We start from the raw sequence: 23,356 nt of genomic DNA, 5'->3' as shown, positions 1-23,356 counted from the left end.
TCGGTTCCTGTTTACAATTTAAATATAAGATGCTTTGATCTTATAAAAAAAAAGACTGCTCTCGGGCAGTCTTTTTGATTTTTATTATCGGCTTTTCATCAGCCAATTCCGCATATCTACTTCCTTTAAAACGGCATTTCGAAGCTCATTTATAGGAATTCGTTCCTGTTCCATTGTATCTCTGTGACGCAGCGTTACGGTATTATCCTCTAAAGTTTGATGATCTACCGTAATACAGAAGGGGGTTCCCGCTGCATCCTGTCGCCTGTATCGTCTTCCCACAGCATCCTTTTCGTCGTACTGAACATTAAAATCCCATTTCAGGTCATCTACAATCTTTCTTGCCAGTTCGGGCAGACCGTCCTTTTTAACCAAAGGAAGTATCGCTGCTTTTGTCGGTGCCAGTACTGCCGGTAATCTCAATACCGTACGGGAAGAACCATCTTCCAGCGTCTCCTCCTGAAGAGAATTAGACAATACAGCCAGGAACATCCTGTCCAGTCCGATAGAAGTTTCCAGGACATAAGGAGTATATCTTTCGTTTAACTCCGGATCAAAATACTGGAGTTTTTTACCTGAAAATTCCTCGTGTTTTCCGAGATCAAAATCGGTTCTTGAGTGGATCCCCTCCAGTTCCTTAAATCCGAAAGGAAATCTGAACTCTATATCGGCTGCTGCATCGGCATAATGTGCTAATTTTTCATGATCGTGAAAACGGTAATTCTCTTCTCCCATCCCCAGTGACAAATGCCACTTTATACGGGCATCTTTCCAGTGCTCATACCATTCCTTCTGCGTACCGGGTTTGATAAAGAACTGCATCTCCATCTGTTCAAACTCTCTCATACGGAAAATAAACTGCCTGGCTACGATCTCATTTCGGAAAGCTTTTCCGGTTTGTGCAATTCCAAAAGGGATCTTCATCCTTCCGGTTTTCTGAACATTGAGGAAATTCACAAAAATACCCTGGGCCGTTTCCGGACGTAAATACAGGTCCATTGCATGCTCTGCAGAAGCTCCCAGTTTGGTACCGAACATCAGGTTGAACTGTTTTACATCGGTCCAGTTTTTAGAGCCTGTTTCCGGATCGGCAATACCGAGCTCCTCAATAAGCGTTTTCACATCTGCCAGATCTTCGTTATCGAGAGATTTTGCCAGACGTTTTAAGATCGCATCACCCTTCTCTTTGTATCCTAAAACACGCGGGTTGGTAGCAAGAAACTGATCCTTATCGAAAGCATCTCCAAACCTTTTGGCCGCTTTCTTTACTTCCTTCTCGATCTTGGTTTCTATTTTGGCCACGTAATCTTCTACAAGTACGTCGGCTCTGTATCTTTTTTTGGAATCTTTATTATCGATAAGAGGGTCACTGAAGGCATCGACATGGCCCGATGCTTTCCAGGTGGTGGGGTGCATAAAAATGGCGGCATCGATCCCCACGATATTCTCGTGCATCTGAACCATTGCCTTCCACCAGTAATCCCTGATATTTTTCTTTAACTCTACACCATTCTGGCCGTAATCGTAAACGGCGCTTAATCCATCATAAATTTCACTAGAAGGGAATACATAACCGTATTCTTTTGCATGAGATATAACCTTCTTGAATTGCTCATCTTGATTTGCCATGGCGCAAAAATAGAATTTTTACAATCAATTCATCAGCTATTTCAGTTGAAAAGTAGAGGTGGCAAGTAATTTTTCGTTATAAAAGACATTTACTATATAATTCCCTTTGGACATACTGTTCCCGTCTGTAGTAATATAGTCGCAAACATCCAGTGGCTGGTCCTTTATTTTAACGGCTACCTTCTTGCTGTAGGTAAGGACTTCATTGTCGAAATGAATTGTTTTTTTCTCTCCCAGAACATTGTTCTTAGCATCTATGATCTGGATATAAATATCGTTGCTTAGATTTTTTAACAGCCTGTTGGGGAGTATTACAAAACAGGTCCGGATAAGGTCGGTCTTGGCCGCCCGGCTGGTAGGAGCAACTCTTCCGTTAGATCTGGATTTATAAGACACTCCTCTTAAGTTGTAAATATTCAGGATAGAACCTTCGGTAATCTTATCGGTAAGCTCGGAATTGGCCGTCATAAGGGAATCCTTGTAATTGCTAAGCACACTATTGGTATCTTTAAGTGCTTCCGTATACTCGCTCAGCTCACTGATCTTAAGATTGCTGATATCGATCTCTCTTTCCAGCAAAAGGTTTTCATACTGTATGGAATCGATGATCTTACGATAGCGTTCATTTTCCTTTCTCATTACGGACAACTCTCCCCTGTAGGTCTGAAGGATATTATAATCTACCTCCAGCAGGTCCAGAGAATCCAGAAGAGTGGTAATACGTTCGCGGTTAGCTTTGATCTCATCTGCTATTTTTCCCTTGGCATCGGTCAGTTCGCCAAAGCTCTCCTGCATTTGTTTCAGATCCTTGATGATCATTTCCTTTTCATTCGCCAAAAAAGCAACCTTCTCACCGCTTTCCATATAGTTAAAATAGGTAAGGCTGATCAAGGTAGCAATGGCCAGAAATAATGCTCCTAGTATAATTTTCTGACCTAATTGTTTGTTTTGTGGCTTCATTCTTTTTTCTTTAGCTTTGGTTAAGCCCAACGATAATAGCTTTTTACGGTGGTAAATATACTAAATGATATTGAAAGTTTATTCTTCCCCGCCCTTTGTTTAGGCTGTAATTCACTACTGTTGAAAAAAGAAAATCTCATTTGTACGGCCTGCAGGCATGGGCTTCCACTCACCAATTATCATCGCTTTAAAGACAATCCGGTAGAAAAAATCTTTTACGGTCGGGTTCCTGTTGAAAAGGCCACTGCTTTTTTACATTTTGAAAAAAGCGGTATTGTTCAAAAACTCATTCACCAGCTCAAATATCGGGGACAGGAGTCCCTGGGTACTCTGATCGGGGAATGGATGGGGACCGAACTGGCTACTTCTCCCGGTTTTAAGGATATAGACCTGGTACTTCCCGTTCCCCTGCATCGACAGAAAGAGCGAAAAAGAGGCTATAACCAGGTAAGCTTGTTTGCCGGTTCCCTGGCAAAGGCCCTGAATTCGGATTACGACGAAAAACTGCTGAAAAGATCTTCGCAAAGCGGAACTCAAACCCTGAAAAGCAGGGTAATGCGATGGTATAACAAAGATTCTTCCTTTGAGGCAGATATGTTGCGGCAGACCGGGGCAAAGCACATTCTTCTGGCCGATGATGTAATTACTACCGGGGCCACTCTGGAAGCCTGTATCAAAGCCCTCCGAAATGCTAAAAATGTTAAAGTAAGTATAGCGGCCATGGCAATTACCGTCTAATTTTAGCGTTAGTAAAAATAATCGTTATTTTGCAGGAAAATCGACCTGGATTTCATGAAAAGTAAGATCGTTCGTATTGGTTTGTTCTTCGCGATGTTGATATCGTTGATCAATTGTGCCAAAAGAGGAACTCCCAGCGGCGGAGCCCGGGATACTACCCCTCCAAAAATTGTCAGAGCCAGTCCGGAGTTGAACTCCACTAATTTTGATGCAAAAAGAATACGGATCTATTTTGATGAATACGTTAAGCTGAATAACCTTCAGCAACAACTCATCGTTTCTCCGCCCTTAAGCCAACTCCCGCAGATCAAACCCCAGGGAAGTGCCAGTAAGGTGGTGGAAATCGTAATAAAGGACACCCTCAGGGAAAACACTACCTATGTGATCAACTTCGGGCAGAGTATTGTGGATAATAATGAGGGGAATGCCTATCCATTTTTTAAATATGTCTTTTCTACCGGGCCAACCATAGATTCGCTTACGCTTTCCGGTTTTGTAACCGATGCCAAGGCGAAACAACCCGATACTTTTATTTCGGTGATGCTCTATGAGATCGATTCTACTTTTACAGATTCTACTATTTATAAAAAGCCTCCAACCTATATTACCAATACGCTCGACAGTACTACTTCTTTTCAATTGAGTAACCTGAGAGCCGGGAAATACAGGTTAATTGCGCTAAAAGATATAGGAAACAACAACCTGTTTAACCAGAAGACGGATAAGATCGCTTTTGTGGAAGACACCATCCAGATCCCAACCGATTCTGTCTATCAGCTCAACCTGTTTAAAGAAATTCCCGATTTCAGGGCAACACCTCCTTCCCTTGTTTCCAAGAACCGGATCATTTTCGGGTACGAAGGACTTTCAGACGAGATGGAAATCGAATTGTTATCGACAGTTCCCGACGATTATAAATCGCTTATCACAAAAGAAAGGGATAAGGACACCTTAAATTACTGGTTTACCCCTTTTGAAGCAGATTCCCTTTTGTTTAAGGTATCTCACCCTACCAAGATCGATACCTTTAATATAAGGATCAAGGAACTTTACCGGGATTCACTGGTGGTCTCTCCGGTAAATCAGCGAAACGTTCATTTTGAGAAGCCTTATGTTTTCCGGGCAAATATCCCGCTGGTAAAGACAGACAGCAGCAGGATAAGCATTTTTAAACAGGATTCGGTGCCTGTTCCTTTTGATGCAGAACTTGATAAGGAGCGGAATGAATTCAAGCTTAAATGGAACGTAGAGCCTGCTCAGAATTACCTCCTTACCCTGTATCCCAACAGCCTGGAGGACTTTTACGGGAATACGAACGATACCATCCGCTTTGCGGTAGGTTCTAAAAGCTACGCCGACCTGGGGAGTGTTAATCTTACCCTCCGGAATGTAGATAAATACCCTGTAATTATTCAGATTACCGACGAGCAGGGAGAAGTAAAAGCCGAAAGATATGTCGATAAGGCCGAGCCGAGTTATGAATTCAGGTATCTGGATCCGGGAAATTACCTGATCCGTGTTATCTTCGATACCAACGGAAACGGAAAATGGGATAGCGGGAGTTACCTTCTTAAAACCCAGCCGGAGCGAATAGCTTATTTTCCGGATGTTATCGAATTACGGGCTAACTGGGAGTTGCAGCAAACCTTTACTGTAAACTAAAGCTGTCCTGGTCTGCCAGGAACTTTAATTTGCTTCTGTATTTTCCGATCTGATTTTTTTCGAGGGTTACAATAAGAGTCTCCTCTTTTTCTGAAAAGGCTATGGTATTTCCCAATACATCATAGGCGGCAGTGTGTCCTGAGTATTCATGTCCGTTCTCATCAATTCCCACCCTGTTTACACCTATGCAATAGGCCATATTCTCTATAGCCCGGGCTTTAAGAAGAGCATCCCATGCATTGACACGCGGTTTCGGCCAGTTGGCCACATACAGGAGCAGGTCATAGTCTTCGGTATTCCTGGCCCATACCGGGAATCTCAGGTCGTAACAGATAAGAGGGCAGATACGCCAGTCTTTATAAGTAACAATATATTTTTCCTGTCCGCGGTCGTACACTTCATGTTCTCCCGCCAGGGTAAAGGTATGTCTCTTGTCATAAGATTCCGTAGTGCCGTCGGGGCGTATAAAAAGAAAACGGTTGTAGTAGTTGCCGTTCTCTTCTATCACCACACTTCCGCAAACCGCTGCCTGCTTCTCTTTGGCTCTTTCCTTCATCCATTTTACGGTCTCGCCTTCCATGGTCTCGGCCACACGTTCCGGATTCATCGTAAATCCGCTGGTAAACATTTCCGGGAGCACGATGATATCTACGGGATCCTGAATCGCATCGATCCGGCCTTTAATATTCTTTCTGTTCTCTACAGGTTTCTCCCAGATGAGTGGTATCTGGACCAGGGCCAGTTTTAGCAATTCCATAGTTTTTTAAATTATATTAAGTACTCAAAAGTTCTGTGATCGAATCCAGTCCCTGCATACGTGCATGATCGAGGGCTGTATTTCCCCTTACGTCCTTTAACAAGGTATCAGCCCCGCTGGCCAGGAGGAGTTTTACAATTTCTACATGCCCGAAAGTAGCTGCGTATATAAGGGCAGAAGCCCCGTTGCCATTGGTGGCATTAACATTGGCCCCTTTTTTAATCAAGCTTTCCGCAATATTGGTGTATCCCTTAAAACAAACGCCCATCAAAGCCGTATTTCCGGCTCCGTCCTTATCGTCTATAACCGCATTAAAGTCGAGTAAAAGATCGGCTACATCTTCATGGTTGTAGTAGGTAGCCAGTACCAGAGGTGTAGATCCGCGGGCATCTCTGGTATTTGCCAGGTCCGAACGGGATTCAAGCATTCCTTTTATTTCGCTGACATTACCATTACGCAAAGCATTAAAGAAGGTTTCTGTAGTCGTTTCCATGTGATAAAATTAATTAAAAAAAGAGCAAACACATAGTGGTTTGCTCCTTTGAATTTATATTGAAGCAATTTTTTTTAACTTCCGGGATAACGAGGGCTTTCTAAGCTTAAAATTACAACAAATAATCTCTTAGATCTATAGGAGAACCATCGTTTAATATTATCACTATATAAACGTTGATTATAGCAGGACGTGCTTCGATAGCGAAACCTTATTTCGCTGCATTAAAGCACTTTACTACCGATCTATTTAATGGCACCCACCAGGAGCAGGCATTCTTTTTCGGAAGGATTGGCGATACTGTGTTTTACGGAATTGGGCGAAATAAAAAAGTCGTCTTTCTTTCCGTGGTACACTTTGCCGTCTACGGTTATTTCCGGATTTCCCTGAAGGACATAGATGTATTCTGTTTTATCGGGATGCTGATGAACGGGATAGGAGGCAAAAGGATCTATTTTTATCATTTTTAAACCGCCGTTTTCCATATCTATCAGGTCCCTGCCCTGAAAACCTTTTATCTTTCCGGAAACCCAGCCCATGGAAGCGGTCTCTTTATAATTTTTCATTTTTTCTAATTCAATTTTTATCTACTCATAAAGGTAGCTGATCTTTTTAAATGAAAAAAATATTTAGGGATCCGTAACCGCAGCATATAAATTAACCAGGTTTCTTTTTTAGGTGATATCTATTATTTCCCTTTAATCAATCACATTTTGATCCGTATCACTATGGCAATGGCAGTCATTAGGCCCGAAAGCCGTTTCATTACAGCAGGCATAGTAGCCGGAACCGCAGGAAACCGAACAACCTGAACCGGTACTGCTTGTTACACTGCAACTTGTAGCACCCTCTCCTCCCTGTTCGCAATCGCCATCATGCCCGTCAATGCGATTTATTCTTGCTCTTAATTCCTGAGGAGTGGGTTGCTTAAAGTCCGGGTCATCTCCGGGACTCCATAAATGTACCAGTTTACCTATCTTATGATGACGAATGGAGTTATTCATAGAAGTTAAGTGTTCCAGGTCTTTTTGCAGTCTCGAGTCTATATTTCCTTCTACCCCTAAAAACAGGTTGTTATTTAACAACAGCCCGTTCTCCAGATAATAAACACTGTTTATTTCCATATTTATATCGGCCGGACTATCAAACCCGCTTATCAAAAAAGTATGTCGCAAGTCTTCGGTTCCCGTAGAGATGGACCATTGGTCCTTTTCCAATCTCTCTAGTTGAAAATCCCCTTCCAGATATATTGCATTCTGGTAATGATTTAGCATTTCTTCGGTAGTCCTGTTTACGATTTCTCTGGATTGAAATTGTCCTCTTTGAAGTTTGGAATTGTGAGAGCAGGCAAGGATCAAAAACGAAAAGATAAGAAGCCGTATAATTCCGGATAAAGTTTTCATAAGAATCAGCGTTTATGATATTTACATAAAATTAGATCCTTAAAAAACACAGGCGATCTGTTTTTCATGAAATAAAAATAAATTTCACCAAAGTAAATTCAATTGACTGAAAATCAAATTACTAATATTCACCAGTTATAATTTTGTATCATGAAACACATAGTGACTCCTGCAAAATTTATTTTCGTCCGGGGCTAAAATCTTCAAAGCAATCAGATCAGATATAATCTATTTTAATTTGTGATCGGAATGCAAATTTTTCCACTTTTCACCCTATTTATTCTATGTAAGAAAATCGCACTATTATTGCGGTTTTGCCACAGCAGTTTCATGAGCTTTTACTCTATATTTATGTCTTAATCAAAACATTAAATCATGAAAAAAAGAAATCTTAAAAGTCTAAAACTTCAGAAAAAACTGATCAGTAACTTATCATCTCAAGAGTTAAAAGGAGGACGCCTTGGTACAGGGTCGTGTATATGCGGAACAGACGACTGTCCACAGGCACCTTCGGAAAGACCCGGTTGCAACCATCAATAATTAACAAGCGAACTTCGGTTCGCTTTTCTTTTCCCTTTTTGTTTTTAAGATTATCGTATTCCCGGGTTAAAATCCTCAGGAGCATTTTGAGGAGCCCGGATCGTACCGGCCTTCCCTTCATCGTTGTAGATGATCCATTCTTTAAAAGTGTAGATTGAATTTCCCTTTACGATCTCCGGTTTACGCACGGCTTTCCCATCTTCAAATTCATGATCTGTTCCGGAACCATTTTCCCCTATCCGGCCAAAAACATCAATTACTTTACCGTCCGGATCAACCAGTTCCAGGTTATCATCACCATTAGAACCCGCAGGGCCATTGGCTCCTCCATGCAGGTCGGGTGCAAAACCGAATACACTCTCAAATTCTTCTGCATTGGCTGCAATTACAAATGTCTCATCCGCCTTTATTTTATGCCCGGAAAGATCCAGAGTAGAACTCACTTCAGGGCTGTTGTTCGTATATCTTCTGATCTGCCAGTTTTGCAAGTCTAGGTCTACCTCCTCGGAATTGTACAGTTCTATAAACCTGGCTCCCGGATTATTATCAGGGTCGGCCAGTTCGGAGAAAAAAACATTTTCGGTCTTGTTTACAGCGCAAATCCTGTATTCATTATCAAAAACAACATCATTGGTATCTCTTATACGCAGGAGATATCCATCTTTAAACGGCAACACAATACCCGTCAGGGAGCCGTTCAACGGATTGACCGGCTTTGTAGCGAAATCGGCATAGGGACTCCCTTCCAGCGGCAGGCTTAGATCGCAATTGGTGATACTATGATCTTCGGCATAAAAACCTTTGGTATCTTTAAACTGTACTCCATCCAACCGGATCAATGTATTGATCAGGGAATCATTTAAAGATGCGATTGTTCTTGTCTGAGGAATAATAATTTCGGGAGATGCACAGGAAACAAATACATGAGATCTGATCTTAGCTGAAGGTAATCTCCCTACCGAAAGATTCCCGCCCGGGTTTGTAAATACCCCTCCCAACTTGAATACATCTCTGGTTTTACCCAGGTAAAGACCCTTTAACTTTATAAACAGCTTAGTCCCTGGGGGATAAAAAAGATGAGTGCTTCGCATATCGAGGTCTATCTGAAATCCCTCATCAGGATCTTGTGGGGCATCCTGAAAATGCAGGCTGCCATAAAAATTTCCCGATTTGTCACTGGAAATCACATATGCTTCTATGATCATTTCCTTCCTGATCCTAACCACCTCCCCATTGTACAGTTCTTTGACCTGTGCAAAAGTTGCATTCGGCACCAGTCCCTTCTCCAGGCAAATAGCATCTGGTGTATCAAAATCATTATTTTGAACACAGCCGAAAATTACTGCCAAAAACAGCATCCATATAGCTGTATGTTTAATACACATTCTCTTTCCTGTTAAAAACTAACCCCCAGGTTGATAAAGAATGTTCTTCCCTGTCCAAACCAGTATCGGGAACCAAAAGAAGGAGTTTCGCGGGAGCGATCCCGGACAAATTGCCCGAAATTCCCTTTTCTGCTCTGTTCAAAACCCCCGGTCTTATAGATCATATCAAACACATTATTAATACTGGCAAACAGGCTTATATATTTATTTTTGATCAACCAGGATTTGCCTCCCGTCATATTCAGCAAATAAACATCTGGCAGACGCTCCTGTTGCAAAAGGTTTTTTATGCTTTCTTCGGAAGCATCCGGATGAGGCTTTCCGGTTTCCGGATCTGTTTTAAAACTTTCAGTTCTCAATATTTTAGAAATACCGAGGTAATTATGGCTTAAGTGATTTGCACTAAGACCTATCCACCAATATTCAGGAGCCCGATACTCAACACCAACAGAACATGCCTGTTGTGGGCCATTACCCAAACGGGCTCCCTTAATATTGGTTAGACTTAAATCTAATTTCCCTTCCTTATTAATAGGCAGCTGATCTCCGGCTGTATCAAAGTTTATGTTCAGCAATGCATCATCCTTATAAATAAAGTTTCCGAGAGCCGCTGCCACTGTAAGTTTTATTAAAGGCGAAGCCTGATATTCAAAACCCAATTCCAACCCTTTATGTTGTTTATCTATTCCGCTAACAACCTCCTGTACAAAATCAGAACCAAAGCCTCCTTCAACAAAAAAGAAGCTTATATCTGTCTGGTCCGCAAAGCTGGTGTAATAGGCGGTAAGCCTTGCCTTTATCTCCGGAAGACGCATTAAGTATGCGATCTCTGTTCCAAATATTCTTTCAGGTTTTATCCCGGGAACAGAAGAATTGTGTTCTCTGGGATTGATCCAGATATCTCTTAAAACGGGAGCTCTCTTTCCATATACTGCATGGGCATTAACAAAATGCCTTTCGGATAGTTTGTATTCAATTCCGCTTTTAACCCTATGAGTCGAGAATCCGATCTCTTTGCTTTTCCCAAGTGAATTTAGCGGGAAACGTTCATTTAAAAATTCTCCTGCTCTCTCAAAAAAAGTCCGGGAAAATTCTCCGGACAGATAAGCATCCCATTTTCCGGGTTTCAACCGGATACGGGGAGAAAATATAAACTCTTTTGCGCTTAAAAGATAACTATAGGAAAACCTGTCGTCTTCTTTCTTTACCGGAGGGTTTTCCATATCATTCCTCGTATTGCTGAAAGGATCCAGGTCTTCGTGAAAGTCACTGCCGAGCAGATCCTTGATCAGCGCATAATTATCTGATTCAAGTGTTCGGTATAAAAAATCTCCCGTAAAATTTAAAGTATTGCTTATCCTGAAAAAAACATTTGTATTTACGGTAAGCTGACGATCATCCGTCCGGTCTTCCTGAATAAGGTACGCGCTTTTTTCACGGTTCCGGTTAGCCAGATAGATCGCATTCCAGTCTATTTGGGGATCATCCAGAAAGGCTTCCTTTGCAAGTTTAGCATTCTCAAAATTAGGACTGCCAGGGCTATTGATATAGAAACTTGGTAGCTTACGAAAGTACACCGGACTGGGATCGGGAGCATTAAAATAGGCAAGTCTGCTGCGACCAAAAGATCCGAGTTGATAACTAAGGCCTGAATTCCATTTTACCTTATCACCATCAAAGAAATAATTCAACATAATTACGGGTTCCCGAATTGTTCTGATCCTGGAGTTCCTGTTCTTCCCTTCCTGCTCGCCCCAAAAAGGATTGTAGCGCCTTCCTCCAAGTTTAAAAACTTCATCGGTAATGGCAGTGGATTGTCCTCTTCTGTTATTTGCAAGAACAGACGTCAGGCTAACAGCCGATTTGTTTCCCGCTTTATATTCTGCAGATATAAAAAAGGAATAAGCATCGTACAAAGTACCATCAACATACCCTTCATTAGTCCATCTTCTGGAAGCTGAAACAGAGTAGGAGAGTCCGTCAGCTTTAAAACCTGAATTATAGCTTGCCATCAGGCGGCCTGAATATGCCCTGTCTGATCCTGAAACCGAAAACCTGAATCCTTTTCTGTATTCAGATGCCCGGGTAGAGATATAAGTTGTTCCCAGAAGCCCATTAATATTGTGGGGTCCCGGAGATAACCCATGTGTATAATCCTGGTTGCTCATAACAGTATTCAGGCCTCCCCAATTATTCCAGTTGGGCCTGCCGTTAAACAGCTTATTCATGAGGACTCCATTTATAAATACCCTGGCTTCTCTCGAATCATAGCCTCTGATCCTAAAAAAAGCCTGTCCGAAATCGAAGGCTGCCTTCCGAACAAAAATATCTCTGGAAGCCTGCAAAATACCAGGGGAAAAACTCACTTCTTCTTCGGCCTGAAAATCGTTATCAGAGAGTAAGATCAGGTTATCCAATTGCTGCCTTATATTCTTTTCCATAAACAGCACCCCCAGATCAAGGCTTATACCTGCCTGTAATTTTACAGGAATCCTCAAAGATTCATAAGTCTCAGCTTTGATCAGAAGAACGAAAACACCCTCCGGAAGTCCATGGAGATTGAAATTCCCACTTATATCAGACCTTTGCTTAAGATCCAGGCTTTCAATGGTCAGAAAGGCGTTTGTTATTCCCTTCTTCAGTCTTTTATCTTCAATCCTGCCTCTAACGGAAGCTGTTGACTGGGAGATGACAAAAGCAGGAACGACTAAAAACAATAAAGTGTAATTGCTTTTACTCATTTCTTGTGTATTGAGGTGCTAATATATAATTTTTTATATTATTTTTCCTACTTTTATTACAATGTATTCTTTAAATAATGAGGTTTTGCAATCCATATATTATTGGTCTGTTGCTTTTATCTGTTTATGTGGTTTTGATCTTTATTCACAGAACAATTCAGCCTACCTTATAAGAACCGTGGCTTTTTATAATGTGGAAAATTTATTCGATACCATTGACCATCCGGATACTTTTGATGATGCATACACCCCTTCGGGCAAATACAAATGGAATTCGATCTCATATAAAGACAAAATAAGGAAGATTTCGAAAGTCATTGGACAAATTGGAAAGGAAACCAGCGGCAGCCCTCCTGACATTATCGGGCTGGCAGAAATTGAAAACAAAGCCGTGCTCGATGACATCACAAAGGAATTAAGGAAGGCGGGGGTTGTTTACCGAATAGTGCATCAGGATTCCAAAGATCCAAGAGGGATTGATGTAGCGCTCCTCTATAAGGAGGACTGTTTTATAGTATCGGCTTTTAAGAGTTATCCTCTGGAATTACTCAATGAAGCAGGTTATTCATACCACAGCAGGGATCTATTGGTAGTCTGCGGTTATCTGGATGGAGAGGAAGTATTTTTAATTATTAATCATTGGCCTTCCCGAAGAGGAGGGATATTAAAAAACGAACATAAGCGTATTAAGGCCGCACGTTTAAACAAAAAGATCATCGATTCGATCTTAAAGACAGATATTCAGGCCAGGATTATAAGCATGGGCGATTTTAACGACAACCCTACAGATCGCAGCATTCGGAAGATACTTCAGGTAAGAGGCAAAAAAGAGCTACGCAATTCGCCTTTTCTTTTTAATCCTATGGAAAAACTCTATAAAAAAGGATATGGTTCCCTGGCTTATCGGGATACGTGGAATCTATTCGATCAGATCTTTCTCAGTTCTTCCCTGCTGGTAAAAGATGAAGGTTACCGTTACTGGAAAGCCGGTATTTTTAACAAACTCTGGTTGCGCACTGCTTCCGGCAGATATAAGGGTTATCCTTTACGAGGCTATACCCACGGGAGTTATACAGGGGGTTATAGCGATCATTTCCCGGTATATATTTATCTGATACGAAAAACAGAATAAAAAACCCGAAGCCATTGCCTCGGGTTCCTTTTTATATGTAGTTCCTTTAATTAATAGCAGGGAACACATTGGCAGCAAACTTCAATGGTCCCGGGAGGGCATGGAGGTGCTATAGGGCAGGGAGTAAAAGGATCACAGATCGGACCTGCCCCTCCGTTTACTTTCTTTTGTTCGTCTTTGCTTAGCTTCTTTGAGCCGCTTAAGTTCAAAATGTCTTTTAACATAACATAATTTTAAAAATTAAAGTTGGTGCGAACATTTATAGACACTCGCATTTTGTGTCTGTTAAAAACATTATTGAAGGAGGGCTAAACAGAAATACGGCAAGCTGTTTTTTGCCTGATGCGGCTTGTGTATCTCCTTTTTAAATGTAGTATTTTTATTATGGCAGGAAGAGGGTTGACTTTACTTTATAAATAGTTTAACTTTTGGTTCCGGCATCCTGTTCAAATCTTATTATTTTCGGGTAGATTTATTCGCTTTATCAATAGATCAGGCATTTATCGCATTGTTTCCCTGCATTTTACCGCATCTGATATTGTGGTTTTTCCGTAAGTATTTTCTTTTAATTATCGATATATTTATACTTTAATCACCATTAAACTTCATACAATGAAAAAATCTATCAGGAGCCTTAAGCTCAACAAAAAAATTATTTCGGCTTTTCAGTACGATGCGGTAAAGGCAGGTATTGACAAAGATTTTTCCGTAAAGCAAAAGGCAAAGAACAAGCCTTGTATCCCGCCTAACGGATAAGCCTGAAAAAACACCTTTTTTAAAGCAAGCTTAGATCTGTTTTTATTTTCTATCTTGTTCCTAATCATTTAACAAATACATTATGTTGGAATCATTTAAACAATATGAGATCCGGGATCCTCAGCTAATTTACGGCGGCAGGTCGGATCATGGAAATGCCGAAGGTATACCACCGGACGGGTAATTATCATCACCCTACACATAAAAAAAGCGCCTTAGCGGCGCTTTTTCTGTATTTATATCTTATTTCCCTAGCTAAACCATACATCCCACGGGATACGGCTTAAAATAAGGATCAGCCCCAATGTATAGAAGAGGCCTATCTTTCCGAATTTCTTTTTGGAGGTTTCCTGTTTTTTATGCTTGGACCAACCAATGGTAATCAGCACAATGGCCAGGATATTAACTATAGGGTGTTCTACCAGATACAGTCTGGAAACACTGTCTTTCATAATTCCGCCCATCCCTATTTCGCTCCACATGGCAAAACGTGCGGATACAAAATACAATACAAGGCCTATAAGTAGCTGGATATGCGAGAAGATAAGTCCGAACAGGCTTATTCTAAGGTCTTTGTTCTTAAAATCTCTGTTCCCGCTAAACCCGAGAACAGCATTTATACTGGCAAATAATAAAATTAAAAGGGCCAGATACGCCCAATAGGAATGAAGTACTCTAACAGTTTCGTACATGGTTAATTTTTTTAGTGTGTAACAAAAATAAGGATTTAATGCATAAAAAAACCCCCGACTCTCAAGTCAGGGGCTTTTCCTTTATATTTTAACGCTTGTCAGTATCTATACCTTATTCGAAGATATATCTGATACCGATCTGCATTTGCCATCTTGAAGACTGGATACCAGCATCATCGATAATTTCAAGTCTGTCAACAATAGTAGGATCGAAACTGAAAGTAGGAGTAGTACCTGTACTCTCTGTTCTGATCAGACCAACGCTTCCTGGAACGGAATCTACGTACTCCCCAGTCGCTGTTAAGCAGGTTAGTGAAGTTAAAGATATCTGCTGTAAGCTGAAGGGTGTGTTTTTTACCCCATGCGTTGATTGAGAAATCCTGTAGGAACTTAAGGTCTACCACGTGGCTCCATGGTCCTCTGTCTCCGTTTCTCTCAGCATAGTCACCTCTTCTGCTTCTCAGGTAGTCATTACCTTCGATAAAAGCGTTTAATGCCTGCCACTGAGCTTCAGGGCTAACTCCGTTACGCTCTACCAAAGTAATTTCGTTCTGGTTAGCAGGAACATAGATCAATGCGTTATCTCTTGAATCGTCGTTAAGAAGATCCGGTCCTTCTCTGTAGATGTAGCTGAATGGCTGCGCCTGAGATCCTTCATAGAAAAGTCCGATAGTACTCTTTACATTATCATTCCACTTGTGCTCGTAAGAAACGTTAGCAACGATTCTGTGACCTTGTGCAAAGTCCGAACGTGTAGTTGGAAGGTTAGAGTTCTTACCGTTAACAGTTTCGTGGTTTCTCCACTGAGAACTGTTCTGAGAAGAAGTAAGATCGAAGATCGCAAAAGCATTACCGTAAGAGTAAGTTGCACTACCGGCAAAACCGTTTGTGAATGGCTTTCTAATGGTAACAGAAGCTGTATAAGAAGATCCAGCATTTGTGTTAGAAGCCAGGATTACTCTACCGTAAGTATTATCAAGAAGATCTCCGAAGCTGTCGCTGTAACGCGGACGGTTATCTGCTCCTTCGTAGAAACTTACAGGGTCTCCGATGTTAAGGTTCTCATAGAATACAGTCTGGATATTGTCGTTGAAGATCCCGTCGAAGGAAGCGATTAAGCCCCACCAAGGTAATCTCTGGTCAACACCAACACTGTACTTAAGTACCTGTGGAAGTCTGAATCCTGAAGCGAAAAGGTCAACATTTCCACCTACTCCACCAGTTCCGGGAGCTACGTTTACAGGCTGATTGTTTACATCAGGGTTGAAGGTAATATCTCCGGGGATATTAAAGCTAGCCCCGAATCCACCGGTAACACCGTTGTTGTTATAAGTACCTCCAGGCCATACCAATGGAAGTCTTGAAGTAAAGATACCGAATCCACCACGTACCTGAGTGCTTCTGTCTCCGTTTACATCCCAGTTAAATCCAACTCTTGGAGAAACGTGAAGGATAGGACTTACTCCTCTACCTACTCTTGCTCCCTGAAGGTCTTTTCCAGCTGCCTCAAGGATCGGAATAGTTCTGTTGTTAAAGTCGTCGTTTACAATTCCGTCTTCCCATAATGGAAGGTCGAAACGGATACCAGCAGATAGTCTGAAGTTATCTGTAAACTGGATCTCATCCTGAACGTAGAATCCTAACTGAGCAACATCGAATTCTGCAGCTCCTGAAGAGTCATCTCCGATACCTGTTCCAGGTAGTAAAGAATATCCTCTCTGGTAGAAGTCAAGGTTTTCGTTGTTGATGAAATCCTGAACACTGTTATATGTATAATCTCCGAAGTTGAAAGCGAAGAATAAGTTCTTGATGCTTGCAAACTCGTTGTGTGTACCTAAAGTAATAGTGTGCTTTCCTGCATAGATCTCGAAGTTATTCGTAATCGTGAAGATGTCCTGATCTAATAGGTTAGCAGTTGAGAAAGGCTCAGCACCGAAAGAAATAGTACCGTTACCATCTCGGATATCTACAGTTGGGAACGGGCTTCCTGAAGGATCCCTGTCATCTCTAACTCTTGTATATCCTAAAATAAGACTGTTGGCAAATTTATTACCGAACTGTGCATTCCACTCTAAAGACGCTGTATTGGTAACAGACTCGAAGAACTCAGATCCGTTAATGAACCCGATGTTGAAGTTGTTAGAACTTCTTGCTTCCAGGTTATCAATACTGTTCCAGCTATACCTGAAAGATAGTTTGTGGTTATCGTTGATGTTCCAGTCTAATCTTGCAGTAATGTTATCTCTTACAAGTGTACGTGTATTGTTTGAGAATCCTCCCGGATCGTATCCGTAAGTATTGATAAGGAATTGTCTTAAGTTATCGATCCCAGCCTGGTCAGTATCTCCAGTATAGTTAGAGAACTGGAATGGCTGTGGAGTTTCGTCGTCCTGTCTTTCATAGTTCAGGAAGAAGAATAATTTATCTTTTACGATCGGACCACCAACTCTGAACCCGTAAGTCTGAGCAGTAAAGTCGTCAAGCTTTTCACGGCTTTCCCCGTCACCTACCAGATCCGGCGGCGTTTTTCCCGCAAGGCTTTCGTTTCTAAGGAAGTAGTAAGTAGATCCTTCCCAGTTGTTTGTACCTGAACGTGTAACCGCACTGATCGCACCTCCGGCAAAACCTGCAATACGAACATCAAACGGCGCTAACTGAACCTGGAAAGATTCGATAGCATCTACAGAGAAAGGATTCGCTCCTGTCTGCCCTCCGTTAGTACCGGAACCTGCAAGACCGAATACGTCATTACTGATCGCTCCGTCAATGTAGATAGCGTTTAATCTGTTGTTCTGTCCTGCAAAAGAAACTGAGAAACCATCGTTTCCTTCAGTGATCTGCGCTTCAGGTGTTAACCTTACGAAATCTGCAATAGATCTCGAAGCAGCAGGTTGTGTTTGAATTTGTCTTCTGTTAATTGTTGTTTCAGAACCAGTTTTGTTAGCACTGAATACCCCTCCAGCAGCCTGAGCGGTGATCACCACCTCATCTAGTGCTGTAGTAGATTCAGACAATTGTGTACTGATCCTTTTTGTCTGACCTAAGTCTAAGAATTGATTTGATCTTACAAAATCATTAAATCCTACATAAGAAATAGTAACTGTATAAGGACCTCCAACACGCATATTGGAAATTCTATACAATCCGTCAAAATCGGTCACTGCCCCATACTTGGTACCAGAAGGTACGTGAATGGCAACTACGTTCGCTCCTGCCAATGGCTCTCCGACATTGTCAGTAACTTTACCCCCTAAAGCAGAGGTCGTAACCCCTTGAGAAAATGCAGCAGTTGCCACTAACGTGAAAACTGCCGTCAAAAACCAATTGTAAATTGTTTTCATGTGTTAATTATAATTTGTTTGTGGATGCAAAATTGCGGCTATTTAGAAATCCTAATATTAAGCCAATGTTAAATATTTTAACAATATCAACAAATTTAATTATTTAACACACTTGTTTCTTTAACATCGATTTAACTTGTTAAATGAGTTATTGACAAAAATTGTTAATAATTCTTGAAATATCGCAATAAATTGAGGGTAGATTCGTCATGTTTTGCAATATCATCAGCCTGAATGTCCTTTAAGATTTTATTGGCAAGCTGCTTTCCGAGCTCCACTCCCCACTGGTCATAGCTAAAAATGTTCCATACAATTCCCTGTACAAATATCTTGTGTTCGTACATGGCAATCAGTGCTCCCAGGCTATGAGGGGTGAGTTTGTTAATAAGTAGGGTGGTCGTGGGCTTATTGCCTTCAAAAACTTTAAAAGGAAGAAGTAAATCTATCTGTTCCTGTGGTAATTGCTGCTCTTTTAGCTCCGAAAGTACTTGCTCTGAAGTTTTTCCATTCATCAGAGCTTCGGTCTGCGCAAAGAAATTAGCCATCAACTTGTCGTGATGCTCCTTGTCACCATGAAGCGGGCGAACATAGCCTATAAAGTCGGCAGGAATAAGCTTGGTTCCCTGATGTATCAGCTGAAAAAAGGCATGTTGCGAATTGGTTCCGGGTTCTCCCCAGATGATGGTCCCCGTTTCATAACCAACACGGCTCCCACCGCGGTCTACGCTCTTACCGTTACTTTCCATAATGCCCTGTTGCAGATAAGCGGCAAAACGGTGCAGGTATTGGGTATAAGGAATGATGGCTTCACTTTCGGCCCCGAAGAAATTGTTATACCATACCGTAAGCAGGGCAGAAACGACCGGGATATTTTTATCAAATTCCGTCGTCCTGAAATGCTTGTCCATGGCATGAGCCCCCTTCAGCATCTGGTCGAAATTCTCATAACCGATCGCCAGGCTGATCGAAAGGCCTACGGCACTCCACAGAGAAAAACGGCCACCAACCCAGTCCCACATCGGAAAAACATTCTCGTCTGCAATACCGAATTCGGCAATTTTTTCCAGATTGGTAGATACAGCCACAAAGTGTTTGGCAATATCTGCGGGGGTTCCGTGCTTCAGGAACCATTTTTTTACAGTAGTGGCATTGCTCAGTGTTTCCTGGGTAGTAAAGGTTTTGGAGACGATAACGAAGAGCGTGGTCTCCGGATCGAGCTTTTTAAGGCATTCGTGTACGTGGTCTCCATCTACATTACTGACAAAATGTGTTTTCAGGTGGTTCCCGTAATAAGCTAGAGCTTCGGTAACCATGGCCGGGCCCAGATCCGAGCCCCCGATACCGATATTCACAATATCGGTAAAAGCTTTTCCGGTATATCCCTTAAGTTCACCGGAGATAACGGAATCACTGAATTTTTTTATATGTTCTTTTACCCTGTAAACTTCCGGAACCACATTCCGGCCGTTTACCAGTATTTCATCATTTTCGGCAGCTCTTAAAGCCGTATGCAGGACCGCTCTTTTCTCGGTCTGGTTAATTATATCGCCTGTAAAATACTTTTCAATGGCATTCTCCAGGTCCATTTCCCTGGCCAGCTCAAAAAGCAACTCCAAGGTTTCTGTGGTAATTCTGTTCTTTGAAAAATCTGCGTAGAAGTCATTCCAGCGGAGCGTCAGTTTATCTGCCCGTTCCTTATCCTGGGCAAACAACTCCTTTAAATGGGTTTCCTTTATTTGATTGAAATGGGCTTGTAGTTTACTCCATGCAGCGGTTTTATTTGGATTGGCGGTTGTTAGTGACATTATCTGTTTCGTTTATATCGTTTAGTTCTGTTAGGTATTCCTCCTGCACTTCCTTCTTTTCATGAAACTCAATACAATCTAACTGGGTAACCAACGGACGGATAAACTTCAGGTAACTGTCCTTAATTTCCGGTTTGATCGGTTCTGCAGCGGGAAGATCCTGCTTGTAAGGGTCTACCTGTCTTCCATTTTTCCAGAAGCGGTAGCATACGTGCGGACCACTGGTATTACCGGTCATTCCAACCCATCCGATCACATCTCCCTGCTTTACAAAATCCCCAACTTTCACATTCCTGTTCTGCATGTGCAGGTACTGGGTGCTGTAAGTGCTGTTATGTCTTATTTTTACATATTTCCCGTTTCCTCTGGTATAGGACGAAGCTACTACGGTTCCGTTGGCAGTAGCCAGAATAGGTGTTCCGACATTGGCCGCATAATCTGTTCCTTTGTGGGGGCGTACACGGTTTCCGTAATAGGCAATCCTTCTTCTCAGGTTATAGCGGGAAGAGATCCTGCTAAACTTAACCGGGGCTCTCAGGAAAGCCCTTCTCAGGGTATTGGCCTCATCGTCGTAATAATCTACGGTGCCGAGAATAGAATCGTTCTCATACCTGAAAGCATAGAATGGTTGTTCCTTATGCTCAAAATAGGCCGCTATTATCTCACCCGACCCGGCATAGATACTGTCTTCAATATATTTTTCCTTATAGATCACCTTAAACCTGTCTCCTTTCTGCAATCGGAAAAAGTCGACGGTCCAGGCATAAACATCAGACATCTTATTGATGATCTCATAATCTATTCCCTGTTCGAGTACGGCATCCGAAAGGGTTGTTTCTATAACTCCTGTAGCTTCTCTCTCTACGATCTTTACCGGCTTTTTATAGCGTACGGCATTTACCAGGGAATCCTTGAAATCTACAATGGTGTAATTAATATTGTCGTGCTTATAGATAAACACCTGTGCCTTTTCGGTGGTGTCTTTTGTTTTCAGGAGGGTATAGGTTTTTCCTGCTCTTATTTTGGTTACATCAAAAGTATCCTTCACCTGAGCCGCTATCTCTGCTATTTTACTGTAGCCGATGCGGTGATTAAGAAGGATCTCTCCAAAGCTGTCGCCAGATTTAACGGTGTCTTTCTGTACTGTATAATCATTGAGATTATAACCGAACTCCACAACCTCCACAGGGGCCTCCTCAACTATTTCTTCCGTCTGATCAACAATGAGCTCTTCTTTCTTTCCTTTACAAGCAAATGCCAAAGCCATTAGCATAAATACCGGTATCCTTTTCATTTCTATCAAATTATTTTTTTTCAGGATTAAACATATGATCTACCCACTGTTTTCCCCAGTTTTCTTTTTCTGAATTGTTCCAAATTTCAGGAAAAAAGATGACTTTTTGAAAACTTGGAGGTAAATAATCTTTCCAGTTAGTTCCTCCGGTGGCGTCTATAGCGTTTTTTTCTCTTCTTAAATAACGATAGGCAGAGCCCATATGCATAAGCGGCCAATGCACATTGGCATTGGTATCCAGCTGCTTCATAGCCTCTATCAGTTCCGGGGTTTTCTCCTTTTCCGGCAGCTGCAGAAACTTATGGTAAATGGTGGCATTTTTCACTTCCCTGGCGATCCTCATAAATCTCGGGGTATAGCGGTATTCAAACTGCTTAAGGGTAAGTGTTTTTTCGCCTGTTTCCATATCGGTTGCCCCCTTTTTCCAGTACATATGCTCATAAAGGTCTTCCGGGCTGTCGTTTTCGGAAAAGCGATCTCTTACGGTAAAGTGCACCAGGTTTTCCAGGGGTGTCGAATAAAATTCTATCATCCTGAATTGAGCCGATTGAAATCCGCTGGCAGGCAGCAAAGACATCCTGTACTGCAGGAATTGCTCCCTCTCCATCCCATTGATCATGATCTCAAAAGAGGAAATAAGGGTTTTAAAATAACTGTTTATCCTGTTTATTTTCTGCGTAAAAAAGGTGGCTCTCTGAAGTTTGTCATCAATGATCTGCTTTTGCTCATGAATGATCAGTTTAAAGTAAAGCTCCGTAATCTGATGGTACATGATAAATATTTCCTCATCGGGAAAATGCGTTCTGGGGATCTGAAGACTCAGAAGGGTATCCAGGTGAATATAATCCCAGTAGGTAAGATATCTTTGATGTAATAATCCATCGAGGTAAGAGCCCAGATCCTGACCTGAGTTTCTGTATTTTTCTTCAAGTCTGTGAATACGCTGAGCAATATCAGGTTGTATTTTCATGGAAATTATTTAACTACTATTTTAAACTGATGCCTCAAACCTTTATAGGCATTCAGGTCTGCTTTAATACTACCCACAGCAAGGTCTGCTTTCACCCGCAAAGGTATCTTATTTTGATCATTTGAGACCCAAATAGTTAAACTTTCTTTTTCTTTAAAGACCCTTCCCGATTGTACGTAGGGCCTGAATTTTAAGCAATTTACTTTTCCAAACTTGGTTCTGATAGTTTCTTTCCCCAAATATTTCAGACGAAACTTAAAGGTTTCATCATCGTCATACAGCATATCCAGGGTAAACTCATCGTTTATCCGAAGGCTATCGATATTAACCTCATTCCTCAGGTAATAGAAGGTAGAGACCATATCGTGGATCTCGTCGTGAATAGCCACTATTTTCTTTCTATCCCTTTTTTTATCGTGATATAAAGCCGTATTATTCTCGTAATCAAAATTGATCTCCACATCCTTGGTGTGCCCGCCTTCGTTTATATTCCTGATAAAGCGATAGGGGCGCCCGTCTTCCTTGTCTATAAAGGTTTCGTAGGTATCATCTACCTTAAAGAACAACCTTGCCAGACCCGTGGTCCTTCCTTTCCCGATAACATGATGTACAGGTACTCCGTCCATATACTCATCCTTGACCTCCAAGGTAGCATAGCTGGCATTGAAGATCCCGTAATGTATCCGGAACTGAAACCACTCGCCGGATTTAAAGGCCTTATAGTTTGTATTGTTATTCTGAACACTAAAACCGGTTGATAATAACAATAGAAACAGAATTCCTAATATTTTTTTCATCATTCTCTTTAATAGCATAAAAATAAAAAAAACAACTACATTATTTGTCGTAATACTATGTTAAACAATTTCTGTTCCAAAAAATTGTACAAAAAAAGCCCTGACATTTTCGCCAGGGCTTTTTTTATTAACCAACCAAAACTTTAAATTATGAAAACTTTACTTAAAATTACAAAAAGGCACCACCCTTTTTGCGGATGCAAAGGTACGACCGCTTTTGAATTTTGCAAGCTCTCAAATTGACTTTAACACAATGTGAAT

The 23,356-nt window shown here is 41.5% G+C and carries 20 protein-coding genes; 5 read left to right on the top strand and 15 right to left on the bottom strand.

The window, feature by feature from the left end; translation table 11 throughout:
* Positions 1-84 precede the first annotated feature (84 nt).
* Positions 85-1,629, bottom strand: coding sequence for a glycine--tRNA ligase (locus GWK08_RS13570; RefSeq protein WP_163607766.1), 1,545 nt, complete (start codon positions 1,627-1,629; stop codon positions 85-87).
* Positions 1,630-1,665: 36 nt separating this feature from the next.
* Positions 1,666-2,589 carry a hypothetical protein gene (locus GWK08_RS13565; RefSeq protein WP_163607765.1) on the bottom strand — a complete coding sequence of 308 codons (924 nt, stop codon included), beginning with the start codon at positions 2,587-2,589 and terminating at the stop codon, positions 1,666-1,668.
* Between the two features lie 120 nt (positions 2,590-2,709).
* Here GWK08_RS13565 and GWK08_RS13560 point away from each other — a divergent pair, with 120 nt between their 5' ends.
* Positions 2,710-3,327, top strand: coding sequence for a ComF family protein (locus GWK08_RS13560; protein ID WP_239524923.1), 618 nt, complete (start codon positions 2,710-2,712; stop codon positions 3,325-3,327).
* 54 nt (positions 3,328-3,381) lie between these two features.
* On the top strand, positions 3,382-4,989 hold the full coding sequence (locus GWK08_RS13555) for an Ig-like domain-containing protein (protein WP_163607764.1): 1,608 nt from the start codon (positions 3,382-3,384) through the stop codon (positions 4,987-4,989).
* On the opposite strand, the gene GWK08_RS13550 is transcribed toward GWK08_RS13555, so the two are convergent.
* The 4 genes from GWK08_RS13550 to GWK08_RS13535 form a co-directional block, all read right to left on the bottom strand.
* Positions 4,976-5,746 carry an amidohydrolase gene (locus GWK08_RS13550; protein ID WP_163607763.1) on the bottom strand — a complete coding sequence of 257 codons (771 nt, stop codon included), beginning with the start codon at positions 5,744-5,746 and terminating at the stop codon, positions 4,976-4,978. The two genes, GWK08_RS13555 and GWK08_RS13550, sit on opposite strands and share 14 nt — an antisense overlap.
* A gap of 16 nt (positions 5,747-5,762) precedes the next feature.
* Positions 5,763-6,239, bottom strand: a complete 477-nt coding sequence (locus GWK08_RS13545; RefSeq protein ID WP_163607762.1) for an ankyrin repeat domain-containing protein — start codon at positions 6,237-6,239, stop codon at positions 5,763-5,765.
* 245 nt (positions 6,240-6,484) lie between these two features.
* Complete coding sequence (locus tag GWK08_RS13540) at positions 6,485-6,805, bottom strand: cupin domain-containing protein (protein WP_163607761.1); 321 nt, start codon at positions 6,803-6,805, stop codon at positions 6,485-6,487.
* Between the two features lie 132 nt (positions 6,806-6,937).
* On the bottom strand, positions 6,938-7,642 hold the full coding sequence (locus GWK08_RS13535) for a hypothetical protein (protein WP_163607760.1): 705 nt from the start codon (positions 7,640-7,642) through the stop codon (positions 6,938-6,940).
* 375 nt (positions 7,643-8,017) lie between these two features.
* Here GWK08_RS13535 and GWK08_RS13530 point away from each other — a divergent pair, with 375 nt between their 5' ends.
* Complete coding sequence (locus tag GWK08_RS13530; protein ID WP_163607759.1) at positions 8,018-8,182, top strand: hypothetical protein; 165 nt, start codon at positions 8,018-8,020, stop codon at positions 8,180-8,182.
* A gap of 50 nt (positions 8,183-8,232) precedes the next feature.
* Here the strand turns inward: GWK08_RS13530 and GWK08_RS13525 are convergent, their stop codons facing one another.
* Both GWK08_RS13525 and GWK08_RS13520 read right to left on the bottom strand, forming a co-directional pair.
* Complete coding sequence (locus tag GWK08_RS13525) at positions 8,233-9,567, bottom strand: DUF5689 domain-containing protein (protein ID WP_163607758.1); 1,335 nt, start codon at positions 9,565-9,567, stop codon at positions 8,233-8,235.
* An 11-nt stretch (positions 9,568-9,578) separates the two neighbouring features.
* On the bottom strand, positions 9,579-12,308 hold the full coding sequence (locus tag GWK08_RS13520) for a TonB-dependent receptor (protein ID WP_163607757.1): 2,730 nt from the start codon (positions 12,306-12,308) through the stop codon (positions 9,579-9,581).
* A gap of 61 nt (positions 12,309-12,369) precedes the next feature.
* Here GWK08_RS13520 and GWK08_RS13515 point away from each other — a divergent pair, with 61 nt between their 5' ends.
* Positions 12,370-13,440, top strand: a complete 1,071-nt coding sequence (locus GWK08_RS13515; RefSeq protein WP_394352004.1) for an endonuclease/exonuclease/phosphatase family protein — start codon at positions 12,370-12,372, stop codon at positions 13,438-13,440.
* A gap of 50 nt (positions 13,441-13,490) precedes the next feature.
* On the opposite strand, the gene GWK08_RS13510 is transcribed toward GWK08_RS13515, so the two are convergent.
* A complete protein-coding gene (locus GWK08_RS13510; RefSeq protein WP_163607756.1) occupies positions 13,491-13,664 on the bottom strand; it encodes a hypothetical protein in 174 nt (57 codons plus the stop codon).
* Positions 13,665-14,052: 388 nt separating this feature from the next.
* Here GWK08_RS13510 and GWK08_RS13505 point away from each other — a divergent pair, with 388 nt between their 5' ends.
* A complete protein-coding gene (locus GWK08_RS13505) occupies positions 14,053-14,196 on the top strand; it encodes a hypothetical protein (protein WP_163607755.1) in 144 nt (47 codons plus the stop codon).
* 251 nt (positions 14,197-14,447) lie between these two features.
* On the opposite strand, the gene GWK08_RS13500 is transcribed toward GWK08_RS13505, so the two are convergent.
* From GWK08_RS13500 to GWK08_RS13475, 6 genes are all read right to left on the bottom strand, one after another.
* The gene (locus GWK08_RS13500; protein ID WP_163607754.1) at positions 14,448-14,888 is read right to left on the bottom strand and encodes a hypothetical protein; all 441 of its coding nucleotides are present in this window, start codon (positions 14,886-14,888) and stop codon (positions 14,448-14,450) included.
* Positions 14,889-15,082: 194 nt separating this feature from the next.
* Positions 15,083-18,229 (bottom strand): TonB-dependent receptor, encoded by a 3,147-nt coding sequence (locus tag GWK08_RS13495; RefSeq protein WP_317168157.1) that lies wholly within the window; start codon positions 18,227-18,229, stop codon positions 15,083-15,085.
* A gap of 164 nt (positions 18,230-18,393) precedes the next feature.
* The gene (pgi, locus tag GWK08_RS13490) at positions 18,394-20,034 is read right to left on the bottom strand and encodes a glucose-6-phosphate isomerase (RefSeq protein ID WP_163607753.1); all 1,641 of its coding nucleotides are present in this window, start codon (positions 20,032-20,034) and stop codon (positions 18,394-18,396) included.
* Positions 20,006-21,328: a M23 family metallopeptidase gene (locus tag GWK08_RS13485; RefSeq protein WP_163607752.1), complete on the bottom strand. Its 1,323-nt coding sequence runs from the start codon at positions 21,326-21,328 to the stop codon at positions 20,006-20,008. Before GWK08_RS13485 ends, pgi begins: the two co-directional genes overlap by 29 nt.
* A 10-nt stretch (positions 21,329-21,338) precedes the next feature.
* Positions 21,339-22,298, bottom strand: a complete 960-nt coding sequence (locus tag GWK08_RS13480) for a tryptophan 2,3-dioxygenase family protein (RefSeq protein WP_163607751.1) — start codon at positions 22,296-22,298, stop codon at positions 21,339-21,341.
* Positions 22,299-22,303: 5 nt separating this feature from the next.
* Positions 22,304-23,095 carry a DUF3108 domain-containing protein gene (locus GWK08_RS13475; RefSeq protein ID WP_163607750.1) on the bottom strand — a complete coding sequence of 264 codons (792 nt, stop codon included), beginning with the start codon at positions 23,093-23,095 and terminating at the stop codon, positions 22,304-22,306.
* Positions 23,096-23,356 lie beyond the last annotated feature (261 nt).

The sequence above is a fragment of the Leptobacterium flavescens genome (genome assembly GCF_010671605.1).
In the GTDB taxonomy this organism is placed as follows: Bacteria; Bacteroidota; Bacteroidia; order Flavobacteriales; family Flavobacteriaceae; genus Leptobacterium; species Leptobacterium flavescens.
The sequence above is the reverse complement of the archived record's forward strand: the minus strand, read 5'-3'. Positions and strand labels throughout refer to the sequence as shown.